Origin of the sequence: Streptomyces pseudovenezuelae, from assembly GCF_029892565.1 — a bacterium.
Taxonomy (GTDB): domain Bacteria; phylum Actinomycetota; class Actinomycetes; order Streptomycetales; family Streptomycetaceae; genus Streptomyces; species Streptomyces pseudovenezuelae_A.
The window spans coordinates 241,219-266,302 of record NZ_JARXVH010000012.1; the positions used below are offsets into that span (position 1 = coordinate 241,219).

The following is a 25,084-nucleotide window of genomic DNA, read 5'->3' on the forward strand; positions in this document are numbered from 1 at the left end:
TTGTGGATCACATGGGGGCGAGCGAGAGCGACAAGGACCGGCGCATCGGGCGGCGGGCCCTGCTGGTGGGCGGGGCCGCGGCGGCCGTCGGCACGGCCGTGCTGGCCCGCGGTGAGCTGGCCCACCTGTGGTGGCGGCTGCCGGGGGTCCAGAAGCCGCGGGTCGAGGGCGCGGTGGACTTCAAGGGCGCGCTGTGGGTGGCGGCCTCGTCGGGGAACTTCCGGACGGCGGACCGGCCGGACGACTACGCGATAGACCGGGTGATCATCCATGTCACCCAGGGCAGTTACGCGAGCGCGGTCAAGGTCTTCCAGGACCCGGCCCACCAGGCCGCGGCCCACTACATCGTCCGCCAGGACGGGGACGTCACGCAGATGATCCGCGAGCTGGACGTGGCCTTCCACGCGGGCAACAGGGAGTTCAACGAACGCAGTGTGGGCATCGAGCACGAGGGTTTCGTGGACCGCCCGCAGGACTTCACGGACGCGATGTACGCGGCCTCCGCGCGCCTGACGGCGGGCGTCTGCGGGCGGTACGGGATACCCGTCGACCGGGAGCACGTCATCGGGCACGTGGAGGTGCCGGGCACGGACCACACGGACCCGGGCCCGCACTGGGACTGGGACCGGTACATGGGTCTCGTACGACGGGCCGAACGCGCCTGACCTCCGGTTCCCGCAGTGATGCAATCGTGATGTTGTGCGTGGCCTCCGCGCTTCATGTGTCCGTTGCGTCCCGCCTCCGTGGCGCGAGCTGCGCCGCATCAACTTGGGCTTCTTTCAAGGGAGTTGCGGAAAACCCCGGCTCACGGCTCCGGCACAGGCTGCCTGGTTGCCCCCTAAGTTCGCCCCAGTCCTTACACAGCCCTTAGGTCAAACATCCCCGCCATGACCGACTCCACAGAGCCCAGCACGGGCAGAAGCGACAAGGGCACCCACCGCAAGGCGGGTCAGGCCAAGGGCGAGCACACCAAGAGCGGCAAGGGCCGGGGCGGCAAGGGTCTGCACCGGCGCAAGTTCCTCGGCGGCATGGCGGGCGCCGCCGGCCTCGCGGCGGTCGCGGCGGCCGGCACGACCTTCTCGCTGCTGACCGACGCGAACAAGAACAAGGCGGGCGCGGCCACCAACTCCGCCACCCTGACCATCCCGGACCTCCTGGAGGGCACCACCTCCGGCAGCACCACCACCTTCACCCTGGAGGCCAAGACCGGCACGCACGAGGTGATCTCGGGGGTCACCAGCAGCACGATGGGCTACAACCAGGACTTCCTGGGCCCCACCCTGAAGTGGACCAACGGCGACGAGGTCGTTCTCAACATCACCAACGACATCGGCGAGGACACGACGGTCCACTTCCACGGCGCCCACGTGCCGCCGAAGATGGACGGCGGCCCGCAGGTCGCCTTCGCGGACGGGGAGACCTGGTCGCCCACGTTCACGGTCAAGGACCCGGCGACCACGCTCTGGTACCACCCGCACGCCCTGGGAACCACCGCCAAGCAGGCCGTGCACGGCCTGGCCGGGATGATCATCGTCGAGGACTCCACGGACGCGTCCGCCGCGCTGCCCAGCGACTACGGCGTCGACGACATCCCGCTCATCTTCCAGTCCCTCGCCGTGGACACCGACGGGGACATCAAGTACGAAGCGGTCGGCTACCGGCTGAGCACCACCACGTTCCCCCTCCTGCTCAACGGAACCAACGTGGACGACACCACACTCACCTTCTCCGCCACCAAGACGCGGACCCGGTTCCGCGCCCTGAACGCCTCGCCGTCCGACATCATCACGATCCAGCGCAGCGACGGCGGCACCCTCACGCAGATCAGCACCGACCAGGGCTACCTGACCGAGGCCACGGAGGTGAGCACGATCCGCCTGGTGGCCGGCGCCCGTGCCGAGTTCGTCATGGACCTCAGCGCGGACGCCACCCTGCAGGCCGTGGTCACCACCGGCTGGATCCGTGGCGGCAGCGGCACGTACGACGTCCTCGCGGTGACGGCCGGCGGCACCGACACCCCGGCCGACCTGCCCAGCACTCTCAACACCATCGACCGGTACGACACCGGCGACTTCACCGCCCGGACGATCACCCTGGGCCAGAACGGCGCCACCATGCTGATCAACGGGTCGGCGGGCACGGCCATGGCCGCGATGGCGATGATCAGTACGACGGTCGGCGCGAAGGAGATCTGGACGATCCAGAACGCCACCCAGTTGGAACACTCGTTCCACCTGCACGACGTGCCGTATCAGCTGATCTCCGTCAACGGCGAGGATCCCACCGGCGTCCAACTCGGCTGGTACGACACGTACGAGGTGGTCGGCGGCGGAACCATCAAGATCGCCATGGAGTTCACGGACTTCGCCGACGACACCTATATGTACATGCTCCATTGCCATCTGCTGCAACACGAGGACGAGGGAATGATGGCGTCCCTCATGGTGACGGAGAGCTAGGGAGAGCGGGTCTGTCAGGTCAGTCCGGCGGCGCGGGCACGCTCCACCGCCGGGCCGATCGCCTTGGCCACCGCCTCCACGTCGGCCTCGGTGGAGGTGTGGCCCAGCGAGAAGCGCAGGGTGCCGCGGGCCAGGTCCGGGTCGGTGCCGGTGGCCAGCAGGACGTGGCTGGGCTGGGCGACGCCCGCGGTGCAGGCCGAGCCGGTGGAGCACTCGATGCCCTGGGCGTCCAGCAGCAGGAGCAGGGAGTCGCCCTCGCAACCGGGGAACGTGAAGTGGGCGTTGGCCGGCAGCCGGTCCTGCGGGTCACCGCCGAGGATCGCGTCCGGAACCGCCGTCCGCACCGCCTCGACCAGGCTGTCGCGCAGGGCGCCGATCTCGCGGGTGAACCACTCGTGCTGCTCGGCGGCGAGGCGGCCGGCGACCGCGAAGGAGGCGACCGCGGGGACGTCGAGGGTGCCGGAGCGGACGTGGCGCTCCTGGCCGCCGCCGTGCAGGACGGGGACGGGGGTGTACTCGCGGCCCAGCAGCAGTGCGCCGATGCCGTACGGGCCGCCGATCTTGTGGCCGGAGACCGCCATCGCGGCGAGTCCGGAGGCGGCGAAGTCGACCGGGACCTGGCCGAAGGCCTGGACCGCGTCGGAGTGCAGCGGGACCCCGAACCCCTTTGCCACCTCGGCCAGTTCGCGGACCGGCAGGACGGTCCCGATCTCGTTGTTGGCCCACATCACGGTGGCCAGGGCCACGTCGTCGGGGTCGCGGGCGATCGCCTCGCGCAGTGCCTCGGGGTGGACGCGGCCGTAGGAGTCGACCGGGAGGTACTCGACGGTGGCGCCCTCGTGTTCGCCGAGCCAGTGGACGGCGTCCAGGACGGCGTGGTGCTCGACGGGGCTGGCCAGGACGCGGGTGCGGGCCGGGTCGGCGTCGCGGCGGGCCCAGTACAGGCCCTTCACCGCGAGGTTGTCGGCCTCGGTGCCGCCGGAGGTGAACACCACCTCGCTGGGGCGGGCGCCGAGCGCTTCGGCGAGCGTCTCACGGGCTTCCTCGACCGTGCGGCGGGCCTTGCGGCCGGAGGCGTGGAGGGAGGAGGCGTTGCCGGTGACGCCCAGGTGGGCGGTGAGTGCCTCGACTGCCTCGGGGAGCATCGGGGTGGTCGCGGCGTGGTCGAGGTATGCCATGGTGGACCCGATTCTACGGGGCCCAGGTCCACGTCCCCGGTCACGGTCTCCGGGTTCGCGGTGCGGCCGGGTCCGTCGGCGCCGGCGGCTTTCGGCTGTGCCCTGTCGTCCTCAGGGCCGTCGGCCGAAGTTCACCACGTGGTCCCCCGGCTCACAGGCTCCACGAGATCGTGCTGGACAACTGCATGGCGATCACCAGGACCGCCAGGTCGGCGACGCCCAGGGCGAGTCCGAGGTAGGCGCGGCCACGGCGGGTGGTGCCGCGGCAGAGGGAGACGGCGGCCAGCACGATGGCGATCGGGCCGAGGAAGACGTTCAGAACGAGAAGGCCGAGAAGGCCGAGGATGAAGGACGCGACGGCCATGCCGTCGGCGTCGCGGGGGGCGGTACGCGGGGCGGTGCGGCCGTCGGCCGGTGCGGTGAGTTGCATCGTGCTCAGCTCCTGGAAGTCGGTGGGGACGGTCAGTTGGCCGAGGTCTGACGGCGGCGGCCGTGGCGCTCGCGGAGCGCGAAGATGCCGAGCCAGACGGCGATGCCGGCGGCGACGGCGGCGGACAGGGCCAGCGGTGCGTGGGCCACGGTGCCCAGCACTACACCGAGCAGCATGAGTGCGGCGACGAGGAACAGCATGGGACGGGTCCCCTCCGAGACACCGGGGTGGCGTCTCTCGTTACGTTTCGGTGAACGGTTGTAGTAACACTTGTTCACTGACTACAGAGTCTAGCGCTTCTGACGGCTTTGCAATTCCGGAGAACGGTTGTTAACTGGATGACATGAGTCACACCCTCGGCATCCGGCAGGCCCAGAAGCAGAAGACCCGGCAGGCGCTCCTGGACGCGGCGCTCGGCCTGCTGGCGGAGCAGAGCCTGAGCAGCCTGGGCCTGCGCGAGGTCACCCGGGCCGTCGGCGTCGCCCCGACCGCCTTCTACCGGCACTTCCGCTCCACCGCGGACCTCGGTGTGGCCCTGGTCGAGGAGGCGCTCGGCAGCCTGCACCCGATGGTCCGTACGACGGTGTCGACCGCCGGCGACAGCGAGGAACGCATCGTGCGCGCCGTCGAGTTGATCGCCGCGTACGTGGCCGCGCACCCCGCCCACGTCCGTTTCATCGCCCGTGAGCGGCACGGCGGCGTCCAGCCGGTGCGCGAGGCCATACGGGACCAACTGGCCCGGTTCGCCGAGGAGGTGAAGGTCGAGATCGCCAAGGACCCGGAGGCCGCGGGCTGGAGCGACGACGACCTGCTGATGCTGGCCAACCTGTATGTCGACCAGATGCTGATCACGGCCTGTCTGTTCCTGGAGGCGCTGGAGTCCCCGGACGCCCCGAAGGAGGAGATGGAGCAGGTCACCCAGGTCGTGACCCGCCGGCTGCGACTGATCAACGTCGGCCGCGGGCACTGGCTGGACTGAGCCCCGTCCCGACCCGGCCCTGGGCCAACACACAGGGGCGGCGCCCCCGTTCACCGGGAGTGCCGCCCCTGCCGTACGACCGCTTCGTACGACCGCTCGGGTCAGTTCTTCGTGGCCTGCTGGCTCGGCGCGCCGCTGGGCATGGCACCGCCGCCGGCGCCACCCGCTCCGCCGCCACAGCCACCCTGACCGCCGCCGCCCGGAGCACCGCCCTGGCCGCCGCCGGGCGCGCCGCTCGGCATGCCGGAGGGGTTGCCCGAGGGATTGCCGGAGGGCACGGCGGTGGCGTTGCCCGTGGGAGCGCCGGACGGCGCCCCGCTCGGGCGGCCCGAGGCGTTGCCGGTCGGCATGCCCGAGGGCCGCTGACAGGACTGCTGCTGCCCGGAGTTGCCGCTGTTCGAGGACGACGACGAGTCACTCGAACCGCAGGCCGCCAGGGCGAAGGGCGAGAGCGCCAGCAGAGCCACTGCGGGGACGAGACGCGCACGGTTCATGAGAAACAGCTCCAAGGAGGATGAGGGAGTCCTGAGGCGGGAACTCAATCAACGGCGCTTAGGCCTTCCTTGGGGCCGCACTGTCCTCGGCCTGTCAATCGGGTAAAGGGAACCTCAAGTCCCGGCGTTGACCTGGCAGTTCAGGAATCGGCCCGCACTACTCGCTGGTACAAGCCCGTGACAGAAGCCGCCGCCACGGCCAACTCCGCACGTACTTCCGGCGGTGAGAGGACCTCCACGCGGTCGCTGAACGAGAGCAGCGCGCGGGCCTCGCGGATGTCGCCGTACGACAGCCGCGCGGTCACCCACTCGCCGGTGCCGTCGTCCTCGGGCAGTCCCGCCAACTCCCCCGCGTTCAGGCGCAGGAACATGTCCAGCCGGTCGCGCCGGACCCGGACGGTGACGTCGATGCCGCCCGGCCGCTCCTCGACCTGGCGGCGCAACACCTCCCAGGCGTCGGCGAGTTCGACGCCCGCCCGCCGCCGCACCGCATCCGTGAGCACGGTCGCCGAGCGGACCCGGTCGGCCCGGAAGAGCTGCGGCTTCGTCCGGCGGTCGGCGACCAGGTACCAGACGCCGGCCTTGGCGACGAGCCCGTACGGGTCGACGGTGTACGTCCGTGGCTCGCGCTCGCCGCTGTGCCGGTAGCGCAGCCTCAGGCGCCGGTCCGCGAAGACCGCGTCCTGCAACGCCGCCAGGTCGACCGCCTGTTGCGGGCCGCCCTTCCAGCGGGTGGCGTCGACGAGGATGCGGCGGCTGGTGACCTCGGCGGCGGGGCGGTGCGGCGCCGGCAGCGCGGCCATCACCTTGCGCAGCGCGGAGCCGAGCGCCGCGTCCAGGCCGAGGGCGGCGTGCACGCCCTGCGCGGCCAGGATGAACAGCGCGCGGGACTCGTCGGCGGTCAGTCCCGTGACGTCCGTACGGAACCCGGCGAGCAGCTCGATGCCGCCGTGCCGGCCGCGTTCCGCGTAGACGGGGACGCCGGCGGCCGACAGGGCCTCCACGTCCCGGTAGACGGTCCGCACCGACACCTCAAGGCGGTCGGCGAGTTCGTGCGCCGGGACGCGGCCCCGGGTCTGCAGGAGCAGCAGGATCGAGAGCAGTCGGTCGGACTTCACGACCCCATGGTCCCCGACGCGGACGACCGCCGCTCAGCCGAGCCGCACCCGCGCCAGCTGCCGGGACTGCGCCACCAGCCGGTCCGCGCTGTCCCACACCTCGGCGTCCTCCTCCAGGAAGCCGCCGGCGAGGTTGCGGGTGGTGATGGAGACGCGCAGCGGGCCGGGGGCCGGGCGGCAGCGGACGTGGACGGTCAGCTCGACCGTCGGGACCCAGCCGGACAGGCCGATCTCGAAGGCCGTGGGCGGCAGGGCGTCCACCGCCAGCAGAAGGGAGAACGGGTCGGCGTCCCGGCCGTCCGCGAGCCCGAACCAGGACCGCATCTCACCCTTGCCGGAGGGCGCGCCGAGCGCCCAGCCCAGCGTGGAGGGGTCGAGCTTGAGCATCAGGCGGTCGGCGATGGCGGAGGTTCCGGCCGCCGGTGCCGGGCCGTCCTCGGGGCCGAAGCAGTGCTCCATCGGCGGGAACGCGGGCGGCTCGGCCGCCGTACGGACGTCGTCGGGCAGCGTGTCCAGGTCGCCGTAGGAGGCGAGTACGCGGATGCGCTCGACCTCGTGTCCCTCGTCGTCGTACTGGAAGAGGGAGGCCTGGCCGGTCGACAGGGTCCGTCCGGTGCGCACCACGTCCGTGCGGACGACCGCGGGGCCCGGCTTGGAGGCGGTCAGGTAGTGCGCCGAGATCGTGAACGGGTCGCCGTGCGGCAGGGCGTCGGCGAGCGCGCGGCCGAGGACGGCCAGCAGATAGCCGCCGTTGACGGCGCCGAGGATGGTCCAGCCGGCGGAGAGGTCGATGTCGTAGACCCCGGGCGCGCGCCGGGTCGGCGCGGTGTCGCGGTCGAACTCGCTGTCGCCGACCGTGGCCCGGACGGCCTGTACGGAAGCTGCGTCTGACATGCCTGAACCGTACAACGAGAAACTACTAAGCGGTAGCTTTTCCTACCTGCTGCCTCTGCGCCGCCTCCATGTCACCTCCGTGCGGCCTCCCTTCGCCTCTGGGCCATCACGGTGAGAGAGAGGCAATTTCCTGGTAAGTGTCCGTACTCGTCCGTAAACCGGGGTCGCGGCCTCGGCCTCTATAGGGGCATGAGCCTTACCGGGACCGCGTTCCTCTACACGCTGATCGTGCTGTCCGTCGTCGCCGTCGTCCTTCCGCTCGCCCTGTGGTCGCGGTTGCGCGGGCCACACGCGCTGCGCGCCGCCGCACGCGTCCTGATGGTGCTGTTCGCCCAGGGCACGGCGGTCGCCCTGGTGTTCGTGCTGGTCAACAACGAGAACAACCTCTACGACAACTGGGCCGACCTGCTCGGCACGGGCGACCATGTGCAGCAGGCCGCCGACCTGGGCGCCGACGGCACCGGCGGCATCGCGCTGAAGCGACTGCCCAGGGTGGTGCAGCGGTTCACCCCCCAGTCCGACGGCGTCCGCGAGACCCAGCTCAAGGGCCGGGTGTCGGGCGTGAACGCCGAGGTCTACGTCTGGCTGCCGCCGCAGTACAACGAGCCCGCCTACCGCCATCACCGGTTCCCCGTCGTCGAGTTGCTGCCGGGCTACCCCGGCTCCGCGAAGGCCTGGTTCGGGTCGCTGCACGCCGAGAAGCAGCTCGCGCCGCTGATGCGGGACGGCAGGGTGGCGCCCTTCATCCTGGTCGCCCCGCGCACCAACCTGCTGGCCGGCGTGGACACCGGCTGCGCCAACATCCCGGGCACGGTGAACGCCGACACCTGGCTCAGCGTCGACGTGCCGAAGATGGTCACGGACAACTTCCGCGCCGCCCCCGCTCCGGCGAGCTGGGCGGTCGCCGGGTACTCGGCGGGCGGCCACTGCGCGGCCAAGCTAGCGATCGCCCACCCCGACCGCTACCGGGCGGCGATCACCATGTCCGGCTACAACGACCCGATCGGCGAACGCAACTCGCTGGCCGCGCAGAACCCGCGACTGCGGATCGCCAACAACCCGTACCTGCTGCTGCGCGAGGCCCGCACCCCGCCCCGGGTCGCCCTCTACGTCTCCGGTCAGCCGCACGACGGCTACGAGGCCGGTGTGGCTCTCGAACACACGGCGAAGGCCCCGACGACCGTGCACGTGGTGTACATCCCGAAGAGCGCGGGCGGGCACACCATGGCGCTGTGGCGGCCACAGGTGGTGCCGGCGTTCCGCTGGCTGACCGAGGAGCTGGGCCTCGCGACCGGCCCGGGGAGCGCTACTCCTCACTCACCGTCGAGCGCCGGTTCCACGCACGCGGCGCTCGCCAGTGGTACTTCATCGCGAGCAGGCGCAGGGCGAAGGCGGTGACGACCGCGAACCCGCTGGTGTACGGGTTGAGGGCGTCGTAGCGGATGCACAGGACGACGATGGCGGCGCCGACGATCGCCGGGACCGCGTACAGGTCGCGGTCCCAGCGCAGCAGCGAGGGCGTCTCGTTGGCGAGCACGTCACGCAGCACACCGCCGCCGACGGCGGTGGCGAGGCCGAGGGCGGCCGACGCGGTGAGGTTGAGGCCGTAGTCGTACGCCTTGGTCGTGCCCGTGACGCAGAACAGGCCGAGGCCGGCCGCGTCGAAGATGTTCACGCCGAGCTGGATGCGCTCCACCTGCGGGTGCAGGAAGAAGACCAGGAGGGCGGCCAGCAGCGGGGTGCTGAAGTAGCCGAGGTCCGTGAAGGCGGCCGGTGGTACGGCCCCGATCATCAGGTCCCGGAACAGCCCCCCGCCCAGCGCGGTGACCTCGGCGAGCACGGCGATGCCGAAGACGTCGAAGTTCTTGCGGACCGCCAGCAGCGCGCCGGAGATGGCGAACACGAAGATGCCGATGAGGTCGAGCGTGTGCTGGACGGAAGGACTGAACAGTTGCTGAAGCACCCCACATTCTTACCTGCTGCAGGGTGCTTCCCTTTCAATGCAAGGGTTACAGGGAGGGTTTCCCTGGGGTGAACAGCCAGGTCTGGAAGAGGTCGTCGAGCTGTTGTCCGCTGACCTTCTCGGCGAGCTTGATGAAGCCGGCCGTGTCGCCGTTGCCGTAGCGGTGGAGTTTCGTCCAGGCGGGCAGCAGCTTGAAGAAGGCCTTGTCACCGATGCGTTCGCGGAGCATCTGGAGGGTCATCGCGCCACGCTGGTAGACCGCGGACGCGAACATGGTGTCGCGCTGCGGGTCGCCGACGACGGTCTGCCAGAAGGCGTTGTCGGCGGGGCGGGAGTTGTAGCCGGCCAGGAACGAGTCGTGCGCGGTGCGGGTGCCCTGGTGTTCGGCCCACAGCCACTGGGCGTAGGTGGCGAAGCCCTCGTTGAGCCAGATGTTCTTCCACTGCGAGACGCTCACCGAGTCGCCGAACCACTGGTGGGCCAGCTCGTGCACGATCGTCGTCTCGTTGCGCACCGCCGAGTAGACCGGCTTCGACTGCACCTCCAGCGAGAACCCCGCCTCGGGCATGTCGTCGACGATCGCGCCGGTCTCCTCGAAGGGGTAGGGCCCGAAGATCTGCGACCAGTAGTCGGTGGCCGCGGCGGTGACGGCGTACACGTCGACGCTGTTGCCGTTGGCGAGCACCGGGTCGATGGCGACGTAGATCGGGATACCGCCCGGGGTCCGGCCCGTCTTCACGTCGAACTTCCCGATGGTGGCGGTCGCGAGGTAGGTCGCCATCGGCTTCGACTCGCGCCAGTGGGTGTACGTCGAGGCGCCCTTGTCGTGCGTCGATATCAGCCGGCCGTTGGAGACGCCGGTCAGGCCCTTGGGGGCCTTGATACGGATGTCGTAGGTGGCCTTGTCGGAGGGGTGGTCGCTGGACGGGAACCAGGTGGAGGCGGCGTTGGGCTCGCAGGCGACGAAGACGCCGTCCGTGGTCTTCATCCACCCGTAGTCGGAGCCGAACACGATCGGGCCGCTGAGTGCTTCGGGCACCCCGCCGTAGGTGACGGTGACCTCGAAGTCGCGGCCCTTGCGCAGGGATTGGCGCGGGGTGATGCGCAGCTCGTCGCCGGTGCGAGTGAACTGGGCGCGTCTGCCGTTCACTTCGACTCTCGTGACCTCCAACTTCTGCAGGTCCAGGTCGAAGGAGGAGAGGCTCTTGGTGGCGCGGGCGGTGAGCGTCGTCCGGCCGTCGAGGCGGTCGGTGTCCGGGTTGTACGCCACGTCGAGGTCGTAATGGCGGGCGTCGAAGCCGCCGTTGCCCAGGTCCGGGAAGTAGGGGTCGCCGATGCCGGGCGCTCCGGCGCTCGGCGCGGGAGCGGCGGCGATGACAAGAAAAGAGGCCGCCGCGGTCGCGAGGGCCCCTAAACGTGCTGAACGGGAGAGTTTCATCAGTCGTCCCCTTGAGCGTGTGCCGATAAGTCGGACACGGACGACTATGAACTCTCCCGTTCAGACATGTACATGACTTTGCCAACTCGTCATGCGCTACTTGTCGGTTGACTCCTGGCTCTCGCCCTTGGGGGACTCGGAGGACTCCGCGGCCTCCTCGGCCACGGTCACCTCAGCCGCCACCTCGGCGACCTCGGCAGCGACCGCCGCCGACGTCTCCGCCGACTCCGCGAGCACCTCGTCGGCGACCAGCTCGGCCGCCTCCTTGGCCACGGTCAGCAGCACCGTGTCCTGCGGGGCCTGGTCCTCGAAGTTCTCCGGATGGTGGCAGGCGACCTGCTGACCGGGCTTCAGCTCGATGAGCGCCGGCTCGGTCGTCTTGCAGATCTCCGTCGCCTTCCAGCACCGGGTGTGGAACCGGCAGCCGCTCGGCGGGGAGATCGGCGAGGGCACGTCGCCCTTGAGCAGGATGCGGTCGCTCTTGGTGTTCTTGCGCCGCGGGTCCGGGATCGGCACCGCCGACATGAGCGCCTTGGTGTACGGGTGCATCGGCGCCCGGTACAGCGACTCGCGGTCGGCCAGCTCCACGATCTTGCCGAGGTACATCACCGCGATCCGGTCCGAGACGTGCCGGACCACCGAGAGGTCGTGCGCGATGATCACGTACGTCAGGCCGAGCTCCTGCTGGAGGTCGTCCAGCAGGTTGACGACCTGGGCCTGGATCGACACGTCGAGCGCCGAGACCGGCTCGTCCGCCACGACCAGCTTCGGGTTCAGGGCGAGCGCGCGGGCGATGCCGATGCGCTGGCGCTGACCGCCGGAGAACTCGTGCGGATAGCGGTTGTAGTGCTCGGGGTTGAGGCCCACGACCGACAGCAGCCGCTGGACCTCCGCCCTGATGCCGCCGGGCGGCGTGACGCCCTGGAGCTTGAAGGGGGCGCTGATGATCGTGCCGATGGTGTGGCGCGGGTTCAGCGAGGAGTACGGGTCCTGGAAGATCATCTGCACATCGCGGCGCAGCGGACGCATGCCGCCCACCCCGAGGTGCGTGATGTCCTTGCCCTCGAACTCGACCTTGCCCGCGGTCGGTTCGAGCAGCCGCGTGATCAGCCGGCCCATCGTCGACTTGCCGCAGCCCGACTCGCCCACGACGCCCAGCGTCTCGCCGGACTTGACCTCGAAGTCGAGGCCGTCGACCGCGTGCACGGCGCCGACCTGCCGCTGGAACAGGCCTTTTTTGATCGGGAAGTGTTTCTGGAGCCCGGTCACCTTCAGCAGGGTCTCGCCGGGGGCGGCGTCCTTGGTGAGGGTGGTGGCACCTTCGCTCCGCGCAGGGATGGTCACCGCTTTGTCCTCGCTCACAGCTTCGGCGCAATCTCTTCGGTCCAGATCCGCTCCCGCTGCTCCTGCGTCATGTGGCAGGCGGCCCAGTGGTGGCTGCCGACCTCGGTCAGCTCGGGGCGGACCGTGCGGGTGACGTTGTCCTTCGGGACGTCGGCGTACGGGCACCGCGGGTTGAAGGCACAGCCGGACGGGATGTTGATCAGCGAGGGCGGGGAGCCCTTGACCGGGATCAGGCGCTCCTGCTGCTCACGGTCCAGCCGCGGCATCGAACCCAGCAGGCCCCAGGTGTAGGGGTGGCGGGGCTCGTAGAACACCTTCTCGGCCGGACCGCGCTCGATGCAGCGGCCGCCGTACATCACCAGGATGTCGTCGGCCAGCTCGGCGACGACGCCCAGGTCGTGGGTGATGATGATGACCGCGGAGCCGAACTCCGTCTGCAGATCCCGGATCAGGTCGAGGATCTGCGCCTGGACGGTGACGTCCAGGGCGGTCGTCGGCTCGTCCGCGATGAGCAGCTCGGGGTTGTTGACCAGCGACATCGCGATCATCGCGCGCTGGCGCATACCGCCGGAGAACTCGTGCGGGTAGCTGTCGATGCGCTTGTCGGGCTGCGGGATGCCCACCCGGTCGAGCATCTCGACCGCGCGCTTCTTCGCGGCCTTCTTGGAGACGTCGTGGTGGATCCGGTACGCCTCCACGATCTGCTGGCCGATCGTGTAGTACGGGTGCAGCGCGGACAGCGGGTCCTGGAAGATCATCGCCATCTCGCGACCGCGCAGCTTGCGCACGTGGTCGGGGTCGGCGGAGAGCAGCTCGGTGCCGTCCAGCCAGATCTCGCCGGAGATCTGCGCCTTGCGCTTGCCGTACTGGCCGGCGGTGTGCAGGCCCATGATGCCGAGCGAGGTCACCGACTTGCCGGAGCCGGACTCGCCCACGATGCCGAGGGTCTTGCCCTTCTCCAGCTTGAAGCTCAGCCCGTCGACGGACTTGACCAGGCCGTCGTCGGTCGGGAAGTGCACCTTGAGGTCACGCACCTCCAGGAAGGAGGTCGGGGCGGCGGAGCCGGAGGTGGGTTCACCCAGGGCGGCTCCGCTCTTGCTCAGCTCGGTCATGTCAGCCTCACTCGGGGGTCGATCACGGCGTACAGGATGTCCACCACGAGGTTGGCGAGCAGCACGGCGAGAGAAGTGATCAGGGTGACGCCCAGGATGATGGGCAGATCCTGGTTCTTGATGGCGTCGAGCACCGCACGGCCGAGGCCGGGCAGGTTGAACGTCGACTCCGTCAGGATGGCGCCGCCGATGAGGGCGCCGAGGTCCATGCCGAGCATGGTCAGGATCGGGGTCATCGTGGAGCGCATGGCGTGCTTGCCGATGACGACCTGCTCCTTGAGGCCCTTCGCGCGCGCCGTGCGGATGTAGTCCTCGCCGAGGATCTCCAGCATGGTGGCGCGGGTGATCCGGGCGTACATCGCCGCGTAGAGGAACGCGAGGGTGATCCAGGGCAGGATCATGCCGCCGAACCAGCCGCCGAAGCTCTGGTCCAGTGGCACGTACTGGGCATCCAGCCAGTGCAGCCCGAAGGCGAAGATCGCCAGGCTGAGCAGGCCGGTGAAGTAGATGGGGAGGGAGACGCCCGCCAGCGCGACGACCATCGCGCCGCGGTCCCAGATGGTGCCCCGCTTGAGCGCGGAGAGCACACCCGCCGAGACACCGAAGACCAGCCACAGCACGGCGGCACCGAGCGCGAGTCCCAGGGTCACCGGGAAGCGGTCGGTGAGCACCGGCCAGACGGCCTGCTCGCTGCGGAAGGAGTAGCCGAAGCAGGGGGCGGCGCAGTGCGTGACGTCGCCGCCGCCCGAGTAGGTGCGACCGGCGAAGATGCCCTTGAAGAACTCCCAGACCTGGGAGTAGATCGGGTCGCTCAGGCCCAGCTTCTGCCGAACGGCCTCGACCGCGGCCGGGTCGGCCTGCTTGCCCACGAAGCTCGAGGCGATGTCGACGCCCGCCCACTTGGGGACGAGGAAGAAGATGCCGAAGACCACCATCACGATGACCACGAGCATCACTGCGGCGGCGAACAGCCGCCTGATCAGGTAAGCGAGCACAGCTTACGGCCCGCCGCGGGGCCGCGGGGCCCCCCGCGTCCAACCGGGGGCCCCGCCCACCCCCCCCCGGCCCTCACCAGCCGTTAGTGGCCGACGCCGGGGGGGGCGGGGTGTAATCGCGGATTTCAGACCGAGGTTCACGAAGTCGTACATGCCGCTGTAGTTGTCCGACGTGTACACGTTCGCGAGGTTGTCGCCGCGCCAGTTGATGAACTTCTCGAAGGTGAAGGGCAGGTAGTACGCGCCCTCCATGACCTTGTGGTTGATCTCGGTCGAGATCTGGGTCTTGCCCGACTCGTCCAGCGTGGTGACGTACTTGTCGAACAGACCGTCGATGGTCTTGTCGTCGATCAGGGCGAAGTTGTTGTTACCGCTCTCCGCGATGTACTTGCTGTCCCACAGCGGCAGACCGAAGCCCTGGACGGTCGGGAAGTCCGGACCCCAGCCCATGATGATGATGCCGTAGCCCTTCTTCTTCACGTTCGAGGGGCTGCCGATGATGCCGGTGGTCTGCGAGCCGTCGAACTGGTCGATCTGGGCGTTGATGCCGATCTTCTTCAGCGACGCCTGGAGCGACTGGGCCGTGGCGACCTCGACCGGCTTGTTGTTGCGCACCGCGATGGTGGTGGAGAAGCCGTTCGGCTTGCCGCACGCCTTCAGGGCCGCCTTGGCCTCCTCGACGTTGCCGTTCTTGTTCGCGCCGGAGATCTTGTACGGGTCGTACTTCTGGCCCTCGGAGCCCGGGACGGACGGCGGGAGCATGTTGGTGCCGATGTCACCACCGGCGACCGGGCCACCGCGAGCGGTCTGCAGCGAGACGTGGTCCGCACCGAGGATGACGGCCTTGCGGCACTCGGCGTTGTCGAACGGCTTCACGCTCTGCGGGAAGGTCGCGTAGCGGATGTAACCCGAGACCGGGTTGTCCAGGTTGGCCTTGTGCTCCTTCAGGGCGGTGGTGCGGCCCTGCGGGGACATGCCGGTCTGGTTGATGTCCAGGTCCAGGTCACCGTTGAGCAGGCGCTGGTCCAGCTGGTTGGCGTCCGAGAAGAACTGGACGGTGATCTTGTCCGGGTACGCCTTGCGGATCGGGTCCGAGGACTGCTTCCACTCGGTGTTGCGCACCAGCGTCAGGCTCTTGCCGGGGCTGTAGGACTCGAACTTGTACGGGCCCGAGGAGAACGGCTTCAGGCCGTACTTGGACTTGGTGTCCTTGTCCTGGCGGACCGGGGAGGCCGAGACCAGACCCAGCACCTCCTGGAAGTCCGAGTTGGCCTTCGGCAGGTGGAACTCGATGGTCTTGTCGTCCGGCGTGGTGATGGACTTCAGACCGAGCTTGTCCTTGGACGTGTCCTTGTAGGGGCCCTTGTACTCGCCCTTGGGGTCAAGGAAGTCCTTGAGGTAGGTCGGGCCGCCGGACAGCACGTCCTGCGCCCAGACGCGCTCGATGCCGTACTTCACGTCCTTGGACGTGATCGGCTTGCCGTCCTCCCACGTGATGCCGTCACGCAGGGTGTACGTGTACGTCTTGCCGTCGTCCGAGACCTTGGCGAGACCGGTGGCGAGGTCCGGGGTGAGCTCGGCGCCGGTCTTGCCCGGCTCCGTCTTGCCCGTGACCAGCTGGCGGCTGTAGTAGCGCGCGAAGTTCCACATGAAGCCGTAGTAGCCACGCGTGGTGTCCCACGAGTCGGCATCCTGGGCGCCACCGAACCGCAGCGTGCCGCCCTTCTTGGCCAGGGAGGCCTGGGCGACCTTGTTGTTGGCAGCGTCGAAGCCGGCCGCGCCGGTCTTCGAACCGCCGCCGCCGTTGTCGTCGCTGCCGCCGCACGCCGCCGTGGTCAGCAGTGCGGCGACCGCAGCAGCGGCGGCAAATGCCTTCTTCCGCCGCCCTGAGGTGCGTTGGGTAGTCACGATCTCGGATCCTCCGGATTAGATGAGAGACCCCGTGTTGGTGCCACGGGACGCTTTGGGTACGGCTCTTTCAGCGGGACGCCTTCGGGTCCAGCGCGTCGCGCACGCCGTCGCCGAACAGGTTGAAGGCAAGGACGGTGATGAAGATCGCCACACCCGGGACCACCATGTACATGGGGTCCGACTCGTAGTAGTCGATGGCGCTCGACAGCATCTGTCCCCAGGACGACGTGGGCGGCTTGACGCCCACGCCCAGGAAGCTGAGGGCCGCCTCGGTGAGGATGTTGGTGGGGATCATCATCGTCGTGTAGACGATGATCGGCGCGACGAGGTTGGGCAGCAGTTCCTTGAACAGGATGTAGAACCGCCCGGCGCCCAGCGATCGGGCGGCCTCGACGTACTCGCGCTCACGCATCGAGAGTGTCTGGCCGCGCACCACGCGTCCGATGTAGGGCCAGCCGAAGAAGCCGATGACCAGGATCATCACGAAGACGCGCACGTTGGACCCGGACAGGCCCAGCATGTCGTTCGGCATCACGGAGACCAGGGCGATCGTGAAGAGCAGCTGCGGGAAGGCCAGCAGGCCGTCCATCACGCGGCTGACGAGCGAGTCCACCCAGCCGCCGAAGAAGCCCGCCAGGATGCCCAGGATGGTGCCCAGGACGACCGCGACGACGGCGGACAGGAAGCCCACCAGGAGCGAGACGCGGGCGCCGTAGAGGATGCGGGCGAGGATGTCGCGGCCGTTGACCGGCTCGACGCCCAGCAGGTGATCGCCGCTGATGCCGCCCAGCGACCCCGTGGGGGTGCCGAACAGCGGGTCGATCAGGTTCTCGTGGTAGGCGTCCGGGTCCTGCCCCAGCAGGTTGGTGATCACGGGCGCGAGCAGGGCGACCACGATGAGGACGAGCACGACGATGCCGCCCGTGAGGGCGAGCTTGTCCCGCTTCAGGCGCTCCCAGGCGATCCGGCCCAGGGAACGTCCCTGAACGGTCTTGGCGCCGGCGGTCGCGGCCGCCGCTTCCTCGGCCGCACTCGGGGCCGCTTCCGCGGTCGGCTCGTGCAATGGTGCCGTCATCTGGCAGGGACCCCTCTCAACCGGCGGTAGCCGGCCCGCACTTGCCGCTGTAGCGGCGTGATCAGTCCGTCGTACTCGGGGCAGAAAGCCCCCTGGTGCGGGAGTCTTCAACGCTTTGGCGATCTGTTGCCAGACTTGGCGGTGAAAGGATGCGTAAACGTGATGAGGTCAGGGGGGTTCCGTTATCCGGACAGCGGGTAACGGGGGTCGGACGCGGACTAATCAGGACATTCAGGAAGCGGACGGATCTTCCGCCGCTATCTACGCGCGCAGACCCTCTGCTCCTCCGGTCTGGACCAGACGGTCGACCCTCGGTCCGGCCCGGACGCCCTCTCAGTATCCGCCAGGCGCCGGTGGATAGCCGTACCCGGCCGCGGGAGCCTGGGCCGGGGCCGCGTGCGCCTCGCGGTCGTAGAAGGGCCGGGCGCCGGCCCGCATCCACATCGCGATCGGGTCGTCCTCGTCCGACATCGCCACCGTCGACACCGGCAGTCCGTCCGGGACCGCGCCGATCGACTGCTGCATCATCGCCCGCACCGCGTCCACCGCGGGCGGCGAGGTGTCGTACACGTCGAGACCGATGGCCAGATACGGCGCCCCGAGCGCCGGCTGCACCCAGGCGCGGCGCAGCGCGCGGACGGCCGGGGTGCGGTGGGCGTTGTGCGCGAGCAGGGCGTAGAACTGCGGGATCTCGATGCCGGGTTCCGACAGCCGCAGCGGGCCCGCGGGCTGGCGCTCCAGGCCGGTGGCGATACGGCGCAGATCAAGCCACGGGATGCCGACGCCGCCGCCGGGCGCGTGCGGGTTGAGCCACAGGCCGAAGTGGTCGGGGTAGAGCGTGCGGGCCACGTCGACTCCGTCGACGACCTCGTACGAACGGTTCCAGCCGCTGGCGGACAGCTCCTGGGCGGAGGTGACGCACGGGGCGTAGCCGTGGCCGTCGACCTCCATGTTTCCGTACTGGGCGTCCGGGGAGCCGGACTGGCCGTGCCACAGGAGCATCCAGACCTGGCCGGCGCCGGGGGTCGCGAGGGCGCGGAGCAGGGCCTCGTAGGCGTCGTAGCGCCCTGGCGTGACCTGGCGCAGCATGTGCTCCACGCTGCCGCTGAGGCTCGCGCTCACGTGTCTTACCGCCCCTTCGAAGTGGCCCCGCGTTTCTGTGACAGCTTAAGCGCCCAGGGGGTTGGGGCCTGATGTCCGTCGGCGAGTGCGGGTTTGTGTGTGGCCGGTCGCGCCCACGCGGCGGAGCCGCATATTGGCACAGCCCCGCGCCCCTGGGTCGGTTGACCCTGAAGCGTTCAGAAGTTCCGTTGGTAGAACGGCCTGACCTGTTGCCTCATCCAGTTCGCCACCGGGTCGTCCGTGACGTCCAGGAGGACCAGGTTGACCTGCCACTGGGGTGGGGCCTTGGTCAGGGCCCGGCCCAAGGCCTCCAGCGGGATGGCGCGCAGGTCGCCCTCCCATTCGGAGAGTTCCACGCCTACGAACATCACCGGGTCCGCGGTCTCGACCGCGGCGAGGCAGCGGCGGGCCGTGCGGATCACACCGGTCGACTCGAACTCGGCGGAGGCGGCGGCGAGGAAGTCGACCGGGTCGTCCTGCCAGTCCGGTTCGAAGAGGCGGACGCGGCCGCCGGAGGTGGGGCCGTCCAGGAGGGTGCGGCCGACGCGGCACAGCTCGGCGACGGCGGCCGGCGGGAGCGGGATGCCGACCATGCCGTCCGGGTTCACGGCGATGCCGACCTGCGGGGACAGACCGCGGGCGAACTCGACGGCCGGCGCGATCGTGTACGACAGATGCGAGCCGACGACGTGCCGGAACTGCTCCTCGGAGCTGAACACCGGGACGTACGCCTGGCCCTCGATCTCCAGCGTGGGCAGGTCGAGCGGGCCGCTGTTCGGGCCGCCGCCGCTCGGCAGCGGGATCCAGAGGAAGCTGCGGCTGAGCACCTCGATGATCCGGCCGCCCGCCGTGGGCACGCCGAGGGACGCCGACAGCACCTCCTCCAGCTCGTTGCCGGGCCATCCGCCGTGCGGATGGGGGTGCGCCTGCGTGGGAAAGTCCGCGGGGAGATCCGCTGGGAAGTCCATCTGTCCGACCGCCTGCTGTGAAGTACCGCTGTGGCAGCAAAGGCTAACGGGTACGGGCCCCGGGCGGTCGGCCTGTGGAAACACCGCCGACCCGCCGGAGGCGACCCGCTCGCTCAGCCCGTGAAGCCGATCCTGCGCAGGACGTCCGCCGCGTCCCGGTCCAGGAGCACCGCCGAGCCGACGCCCTCGGGCAGATCGCCGCGTTCCACGGAGCGGATCAGGCGGCCCGCGGCCGTGCGGTGGCGCAGGAAGGCGTAGCGGGAGACGCCCCGGCCGCGGTCGCGCTGGCCCGCCAGGGCCGTGCGCGGGGGGACGTCGAGCAGGACCAGGTGCAGGATGCCGCCGCGGCGCCGGGCCTCGCGGGCCAGCCAGCCGCGCACCCAGGCCTGGGTGCCGCAGTCGTGCACGACGACGCCCGCGCCGCCGCGCAGGGCGCGGCCCAGACCGGCGTAGTGGGCGAGCCGGACCAGGGGGCGGTAGACCGCGTACGGCAGGTAGCGGGACGCCCGGGTGTCCCAGCGGTCGCGGGCGTCCTGGGAGTCGATGCGTATGCCCTTGACCGCGCGCCGCATCAGCGTGGACTTGCCGCTGCCGGGCAGGCCGGTGATCACGACCAGGTCGCGGGGGCCGAAGAGGAGGGCGTGCGGGCTGCGGCCGGAGCGCTCGCGCAGGTCGCGGACGACCGGGGCCGGCCGCTCGGCGCAGCGCTCCCGGGCGGGGGCCGCGGGCTGCTTGGGCAGGGCGACGCCCGAGGTCGTGGCGTACGCCGTGGTCCTTGTCACCGTGATCGTCCTCCCTGCGGGGTCAGGAAAGCTTCTCCCCACCGAATGTAAAGAGAAGGTAATCCACGGTGTCTCCCGGTTCCGTTCGTTTACGGCCACAGGCCCGTCACAAAAGAAGGTGCCCAGGGCGGCCTGCCACGAGCCCGGGATGCGTGCAATGATGTGCCCGCCAACTGCATACCGGCCGTTTGAATCCGCGCGGGAGAGTCCCCAGCAGTACGTTCTGCGTCACTGGGGCGCCGAAGGAGCAAGTCCCTCCCTTGAATCTCTCAGGCCCCGTTACCGCGCGGGCGAGGCACATCTGAAAAGCGGGCCCCCGGTTCTGCCGGCGGTCCCACCCAAGGTGCAACCCGTGACCGTCCCCCAGGGACCGTCATGGCGAACCTCTCAGGTTCCGATGACAGATGGGGAGGAACGACCTCGCCGTCATGCCTTGGGAGACAACCGTCCGATGAGCAGCACCGAACCCCGTCACACCGCGCTCGATGCCCTGCATCGCTCACTGGGCGCCACCATGACCGACTTCGCCGGCTGGGACATGCCCCTGCGCTACGGCTCCGAGCGCGACGAACACCTCGCGGTCCGTACGAAGGCCGGGCTCTTCGACCTCTCCCACATGGGCGAGATCACCGTCACCGGCCCGGAGGCGGACCGGCTCCTCAACTTCGCCCTGGTCGGCAACATCGCCTCCGTCGGCGTCGGCCGCGCCCGCTACACCATGATCTGCCGGGCCGACGGCGGCATCCTGGACGACCTGATCGTCTACCGCCTCGCGGAGACCGAGTTCATGGTCGTCGCCAACGCCTCCAACGCCCAGGTGGTGCTCGACGCGCTGGCGGAACGTTCGGCCGGTTTCGACGCCGAGGTCCGCGACGACCGGGACGCCTACGCGCTGATCGCCGTCCAGGGTCCGGAGTCCCCCGGCATCCTCAAGTCGCTCACCGACGCCGACCTCGACGGCCTGAAGTACTACGCCGGCCTGCCCGGCACGGTCGCCGGCGTCCCCGCCCTCATCGCGCGCACCGGCTACACCGGCGAGGACGGCTTCGAGCTGTTCGTGAAGCCGGAGCACGCCGTCGAGCTGTGGCAGGCGCTGACCAAGGCCGGCGAGGGCGTCGGCCTGGTCCCCTGCGGTCTGTCCTGCCGGGACACGCTGCGCCTGGAGGCGGGCATGCCGCTGTACGGGCACGAGCTGAGCACGGAGCTCACCCCCTTCGACGCCGGGCTCGGCCGGGTGGTGAAGTTCGAGAAGGAGGGCGACTTCGTCGGGCGTACGGCCCTGGAGTCGGCCGCCGGGCGCGCCGCCTCGCAGCCGCCGCGCGTCCTGGTCGGCCTGGTCGCCGAGGGGCGTCGGGTACCGCGCGCCGGGTACCCGGTCGTCGCCGCCGGCGAGGTGATCGGCGAGGTCACCTCCGGCGCCCCCTCCCCCACGCTGGGCAAGCCGATCGCGATGGCCTACGTCGACACGGCCCACGCGGCGCCGGGCACGTCCGGTGTCGGCGTGGACATCCGGGGCAGTCACGAGCCGTACGAGGTCGTGGCGCTGCCGTTCTACAAGCGCCGGAAGTGACGGCGTCGTAGCGTCGTCACGTCTCTTCGGTGACCTCGGGCACGTCCGCCCTGTTCACCTGCCCTGTTCACCGACGCTTTCCGCAGTACCCCATTCACCAGCACTCCCCCGCGTACAGGAGAATTCAGGCCATGAGCAACCCCCAGCAGCTGCGCTACAGCAAGGAGCACGAGTGGCTGTCGGCCGCCGTGGACGGCGTCGCGACGGTCGGCATCACGGAGTTCGCGGCCAACGCGCTCGGTGACGTCGTCTACGCCCAGCTCCCCGATGTCGGCTCCGAGGTGACCGCCGGCGAGACCTGCGGCGAGCTGGAGTCGACCAAGTCGGTCAGCGACCTGTACTCGCCGGTCAGCGGCGAGGTCACCGAGATCAACGAGGACGTGGTGAACGACCCGTCGCTGGTGAACTCGGCCCCCTTCGAGGGCGGTTGGCTCTTCAAGGTGCGCTTCACCGACGAGCCGTCCGACCTGCTGTCCGCCGACGAGTACGCCGCCGAGACGGCCGGCTGAGGAGTCGTACACGCATGTCCGTACTGAACACACCCCTGCACGAGCTGGACCCTGACGTCGCCGCCGCGGTCGACGCCGAGCTGCACCGCCAGCAGTCCACGCTGGAGATGATCGCCTCCGAGAACTTCGCGCCCGTCGCGGTCATGGAGGCCCAGGGCTCGGTCCTCACCAACAAGTACGCCGAGGGCTACCCGGGCCGCCGCTACTACGGCGGTTGCGAGCACGTCGACGTGGTCGAGCAGATCGCGATCGACCGGGTCAAGGACCTGTTCGGCGCCGAGTACGCCAATGTGCAGCCGCACTCCGGCGCCTCCGCCAACCAGGCCGCCCTGTTCGCGCTGGCCAAGCCCGGCGACACCATCCTGGGTCTGGACCTGGCGCACGGCGGCCACCTCACCCACGGGATGCGGCTGAACTTCTCCGGCAAGCAGTTCGACGTGGTCGCCTACCACGTGGACTCCGCGACCGGTCTGGTCGACATGGCCGAGCTGGAGAGGCTCGCCAAGGAGCACCGGCCCAAGGTGATCATCGCGGGCTGGTCGGCGTACCCGCGCGAGCTGGACTTCGCGGAGTTCCGCCGGATCGCCGACGAGGTCGAGGCGTACCTGTGGGTCGACATGGCGCACTTCGCCGGTCTGGTGGCCGCGGGTCTGCACCCCAACCCGGTCCCGTACGCGGACGTCGTCACCTCCACGACCCACAAGACCCTCGGCGGCCCGCGCGGCGGGATCATCCTCGCGAAGAAGGAGTTCGCGAAGAAGCTGAACTCCTCCGTCTTCCCGGGCTTCCAGGGCGGTCCCCTGGAGCACGTGATCGCGGCCAAGGCGGTCTCCTTCAAGGTCGCGGCGGGCGAGGAGTTCAAGGAGCGCCAGCGGCGTACGGTGGAAGGTGCCCGGCTTCTCGCCGAGCGGCTCACCGCGGCCGACGCCCGCGAGGCCGGGGTGAACGTCCTGTCCGGCGGCACCGACGTGCACCTGGTCCTGGTCGACCTGCGGGAGTCCGAGCTGGACGGGCAGCAGGCCGAGGACCGACTTCACGAAGTCGGCATCACGGTCAACCGCAACGCCGTCCCGAACGACCCGCGTCCGCCCATGGTGACGTCCGGTCTCCGTATCGGTACGCCCGCCCTGGCCACCCGCGGCTTCACGGCCGAGGACTTCGCCGAGGTCGCGGACGTGATCGCGCAGGCGCTCAAGCCCGCCTACGACGCGGAGGCACTCAAGGCGCGCGTGAGCGCGCTCGCCGGGAAACACCCGCTGTACCCCGGGCTGTAGTCGGCCCCTCGGGGCACCGCGCACACTGGAAGGTGAGCGCGGTGCCCCACCCCGCACCACCCCGCGTTCTGAGGAGTTCCCGTGGCCATCTCGGTCTTCGACCTGTTCTCGATCGGCATCGGCCCGTCCAGCTCCCACACGGTGGGCCCGATGCGCGCGGCCCGGATGTTCGCCCGCCGGCTGCGCAACGAGGGCGTGCTGGAGTCCGTCGCGTCGATCCGCGCCGAGCTGTACGGCTCGCTAGGCGCCACCGGCCACGGCCACGGCACGCCCAAGGCGGTGCTGCTCGGTCTGGAGGGCGCCTCGCCGCGGACGGTGGACGTGGAGGGGGCGGACGAGCGGGTCGAGGCGATCAAGGCGGCGGGCCGCATCCGGCTCCTCGACGAGCACGAGATCCCGTTCTCCTTCGACGACGAACTGATCCTGCACCGCCGTAAGACCCTGCCCTACCACGCCAACGGCATGACCCTGTGGGCGTTCGACGCCTCGGGCGCCGAGCTGCTGTCGAAGACGTACTACTCGGTGGGCGGCGGCTTCGTCGTCGACGAGGACGCGGTCGGCGCGGACCGTATCAAGCTGGACGACACGGTGCTGAAGTACCCCTTCCGCACGGGTGACGAGCTGCTGCGCCTGACCTCGGAGACGGGCCTGTCGATCTCCGCCCTGATGCTGGAGAACGAGCGCGCCTGGCGCACCGAGGAGGAGATCCGCGAGGGGCTCCTCGACATCTGGCGGGTGATGCAGGCGTGCGTCTCGCGCGGCATGGCCCGCGAGGGCATCCTGCCGGGCGGCCTGAAGGTACGCCGGCGCGCGGCCATGTCGGCCCGTCAACTCCGGGCCGAGGGCGACCCGTTGGCGCACGCGATGGAGTGGATCACGCTCTACGCGATGGCGGTGAACGAGGAGAACGCGGCGGGCGGCCGGGTGGTCACCGCCCCGACGAACGGCGCCGCCGGCATCATCCCCGCCGTCCTGCACTACTACATCAACTTCGTGCCGGGCGCGGACGAGGACGGCGTCGTCCGCTTCATGCTGGCCGCCGGCGCGATCGGCATGCTCTTCAAGGAGAACGCCTCCATCTCCGGCGCCGAGGTCGGCTGCCAGGGCGAGGTCGGCTCCGCCTGCTCGATGGCGGCCGGCGCGCTCGCCGAGGTCCTGGGCTGCTCCCCCGAACAGGTCGAGAACGCGGCCGAGATCGGCATGGAACACAACCTCGGCCTCACCTGCGACCCCGTCGGCGGCCTCGTCCAGATCCCCTGCATCGAACGCAACGGCATGGCCGCGGTGAAGGCGGTCACGGCGGCGCGGATGGCGATGCGGGGGGACGGTTCGCACAAGGTGTCCCTCGACAAGGTCATCAAGACGATGAAGGAGACGGGGGCCGACATGAGCGTCAAGTACAAGGAGACGGCCCGGGGTGGGCTCGCGGTGAACATCATCGAGTGTTGAGGGGACCGGGCCGACCCACC

24 protein-coding genes and 2 riboswitches are annotated in these 25,084 nt (G+C 69.9%); of the genes, 8 read left to right on the forward strand and 16 right to left on the reverse strand.

Going from position 1 to position 25,084, the window contains the following annotated elements:
• Positions 1–11 precede the first annotated feature (11 nt).
• Positions 12–665, forward strand: coding sequence for an N-acetylmuramoyl-L-alanine amidase (locus tag M2283_RS33665; RefSeq protein WP_280880239.1), 654 nt, complete (start codon positions 12–14; stop codon positions 663–665).
• Between the two features lie 222 nt (positions 666–887).
• The gene (locus M2283_RS33670) at positions 888–2,459 is read left to right on the forward strand and encodes a multicopper oxidase family protein (RefSeq protein WP_280880240.1); all 1,572 of its coding nucleotides are present in this window, start codon (positions 888–890) and stop codon (positions 2,457–2,459) included.
• Between the two features lie 14 nt (positions 2,460–2,473).
• On the opposite strand, the gene M2283_RS33675 is transcribed toward M2283_RS33670, so the two are convergent.
• From M2283_RS33675 to M2283_RS33685, 3 genes are all read right to left on the reverse strand, one after another.
• Positions 2,474–3,637, reverse strand: a complete 1,164-nt coding sequence (locus M2283_RS33675; protein WP_280880241.1) for a cysteine desulfurase family protein — start codon at positions 3,635–3,637, stop codon at positions 2,474–2,476.
• A gap of 151 nt (positions 3,638–3,788) precedes the next feature.
• On the reverse strand, positions 3,789–4,067 hold the full coding sequence (locus M2283_RS33680) for a DUF4190 domain-containing protein (RefSeq protein WP_280880242.1): 279 nt from the start codon (positions 4,065–4,067) through the stop codon (positions 3,789–3,791).
• Between the two features lie 32 nt (positions 4,068–4,099).
• Positions 4,100–4,267: a hypothetical protein gene (locus M2283_RS33685; RefSeq protein ID WP_280880243.1), complete on the reverse strand. Its 168-nt coding sequence runs from the start codon at positions 4,265–4,267 to the stop codon at positions 4,100–4,102.
• 143 nt (positions 4,268–4,410) lie between these two features.
• Between M2283_RS33685 and M2283_RS33690 the strand changes: the two genes are divergently transcribed.
• Positions 4,411–5,046, forward strand: a complete 636-nt coding sequence (locus tag M2283_RS33690; protein ID WP_280880244.1) for a TetR family transcriptional regulator — start codon at positions 4,411–4,413, stop codon at positions 5,044–5,046.
• Positions 5,047–5,147: 101 nt separating this feature from the next.
• Here the strand turns inward: M2283_RS33690 and M2283_RS33695 are convergent, their stop codons facing one another.
• The 3 genes from M2283_RS33695 to M2283_RS33705 form a co-directional block, all read right to left on the reverse strand.
• On the reverse strand, positions 5,148–5,540 hold the full coding sequence (locus M2283_RS33695) for a hypothetical protein (RefSeq protein ID WP_280880245.1): 393 nt from the start codon (positions 5,538–5,540) through the stop codon (positions 5,148–5,150).
• A gap of 140 nt (positions 5,541–5,680) precedes the next feature.
• On the reverse strand, positions 5,681–6,658 hold the full coding sequence (locus tag M2283_RS33700) for a helix-turn-helix transcriptional regulator (RefSeq protein WP_280880246.1): 978 nt from the start codon (positions 6,656–6,658) through the stop codon (positions 5,681–5,683).
• 33 nt (positions 6,659–6,691) lie between these two features.
• Positions 6,692–7,552, reverse strand: a complete 861-nt coding sequence (locus M2283_RS33705) for a thioesterase family protein (RefSeq protein WP_280880247.1) — start codon at positions 7,550–7,552, stop codon at positions 6,692–6,694.
• A 189-nt stretch (positions 7,553–7,741) separates the two neighbouring features.
• Between M2283_RS33705 and M2283_RS33710 the strand changes: the two genes are divergently transcribed.
• Positions 7,742–8,950, forward strand: coding sequence for an alpha/beta hydrolase (locus M2283_RS33710; RefSeq protein WP_280880248.1), 1,209 nt, complete (start codon positions 7,742–7,744; stop codon positions 8,948–8,950).
• Here the strand turns inward: M2283_RS33710 and M2283_RS33715 are convergent.
• From M2283_RS33715 to M2283_RS33760, 10 genes are all read right to left on the reverse strand, one after another.
• Positions 8,859–9,515: a trimeric intracellular cation channel family protein gene (locus tag M2283_RS33715; RefSeq protein WP_280880249.1), complete on the reverse strand. Its 657-nt coding sequence runs from the start codon at positions 9,513–9,515 to the stop codon at positions 8,859–8,861. The genes M2283_RS33710 and M2283_RS33715 overlap by 92 nt on opposite strands.
• A 46-nt stretch (positions 9,516–9,561) precedes the next feature.
• Positions 9,562–10,953: a M1 family metallopeptidase gene (locus tag M2283_RS33720; protein WP_280880250.1), complete on the reverse strand. Its 1,392-nt coding sequence runs from the start codon at positions 10,951–10,953 to the stop codon at positions 9,562–9,564.
• Between the two features lie 96 nt (positions 10,954–11,049).
• Positions 11,050–12,297, reverse strand: a complete 1,248-nt coding sequence (locus tag M2283_RS33725) for an ABC transporter ATP-binding protein (protein WP_348538942.1) — start codon at positions 12,295–12,297, stop codon at positions 11,050–11,052.
• A 14-nt stretch (positions 12,298–12,311) separates the two neighbouring features.
• Positions 12,312–13,409 (reverse strand): ABC transporter ATP-binding protein, encoded by a 1,098-nt coding sequence (locus M2283_RS33730; RefSeq protein ID WP_280880252.1) that lies wholly within the window; start codon positions 13,407–13,409, stop codon positions 12,312–12,314.
• Positions 13,406–14,404, reverse strand: a complete 999-nt coding sequence (locus tag M2283_RS33735) for an ABC transporter permease (RefSeq protein WP_280880253.1) — start codon at positions 14,402–14,404, stop codon at positions 13,406–13,408. The genes M2283_RS33730 and M2283_RS33735 overlap by 4 nt, the downstream gene beginning before the upstream one ends.
• Before the next feature lie 3 nt (positions 14,405–14,407).
• Complete coding sequence (locus tag M2283_RS33740; protein ID WP_280880254.1) at positions 14,408–16,312, reverse strand: ABC transporter substrate-binding protein; 1,905 nt, start codon at positions 16,310–16,312, stop codon at positions 14,408–14,410.
• Positions 16,313–16,382: 70 nt separating this feature from the next.
• Complete coding sequence (locus M2283_RS33745; protein WP_280880255.1) at positions 16,383–17,390, reverse strand: ABC transporter permease; 1,008 nt, start codon at positions 17,388–17,390, stop codon at positions 16,383–16,385.
• 333 nt (positions 17,391–17,723) lie between these two features.
• Positions 17,724–18,479: an enhanced serine sensitivity protein SseB C-terminal domain-containing protein gene (locus tag M2283_RS33750; RefSeq protein WP_280880322.1), complete on the reverse strand. Its 756-nt coding sequence runs from the start codon at positions 18,477–18,479 to the stop codon at positions 17,724–17,726.
• A 209-nt stretch (positions 18,480–18,688) separates the two neighbouring features.
• Positions 18,689–19,480, reverse strand: coding sequence for an enhanced serine sensitivity protein SseB (locus M2283_RS33755; protein ID WP_280880256.1), 792 nt, complete (start codon positions 19,478–19,480; stop codon positions 18,689–18,691).
• Between the two features lie 113 nt (positions 19,481–19,593).
• Positions 19,594–20,268: an AAA family ATPase gene (locus tag M2283_RS33760; RefSeq protein WP_280880323.1), complete on the reverse strand. Its 675-nt coding sequence runs from the start codon at positions 20,266–20,268 to the stop codon at positions 19,594–19,596.
• Between the two features lie 183 nt (positions 20,269–20,451).
• Positions 20,452–20,557: riboswitch (glycine riboswitch) on the forward strand.
• Positions 20,558–20,676: riboswitch (glycine riboswitch) on the forward strand.
• Between the two features lie 37 nt (positions 20,677–20,713).
• On the opposite strand from M2283_RS33760, the gene gcvT reads away from it, so the two are divergent.
• The 4 genes from gcvT to M2283_RS33780 all read left to right on the forward strand — a co-directional run bounded on the left by gcvT (position 20,714) and on the right by M2283_RS33780 (position 25,064).
• On the forward strand, positions 20,714–21,832 hold the full coding sequence (gene gcvT, locus M2283_RS33765) for a glycine cleavage system aminomethyltransferase GcvT (protein WP_280880257.1): 1,119 nt from the start codon (positions 20,714–20,716) through the stop codon (positions 21,830–21,832).
• A gap of 131 nt (positions 21,833–21,963) precedes the next feature.
• Complete coding sequence (gcvH, locus tag M2283_RS33770) at positions 21,964–22,341, forward strand: glycine cleavage system protein GcvH (protein WP_280880258.1); 378 nt, start codon at positions 21,964–21,966, stop codon at positions 22,339–22,341.
• A 14-nt stretch (positions 22,342–22,355) separates the two neighbouring features.
• Positions 22,356–23,615 (forward strand): serine hydroxymethyltransferase, encoded by a 1,260-nt coding sequence (gene glyA, locus M2283_RS33775; protein WP_280880259.1) that lies wholly within the window; start codon positions 22,356–22,358, stop codon positions 23,613–23,615.
• Between the two features lie 81 nt (positions 23,616–23,696).
• The gene (locus tag M2283_RS33780; protein ID WP_280880260.1) at positions 23,697–25,064 is read left to right on the forward strand and encodes an L-serine ammonia-lyase; all 1,368 of its coding nucleotides are present in this window, start codon (positions 23,697–23,699) and stop codon (positions 25,062–25,064) included.
• The last annotated feature ends 20 nt before the right edge of the window (positions 25,065–25,084 follow it).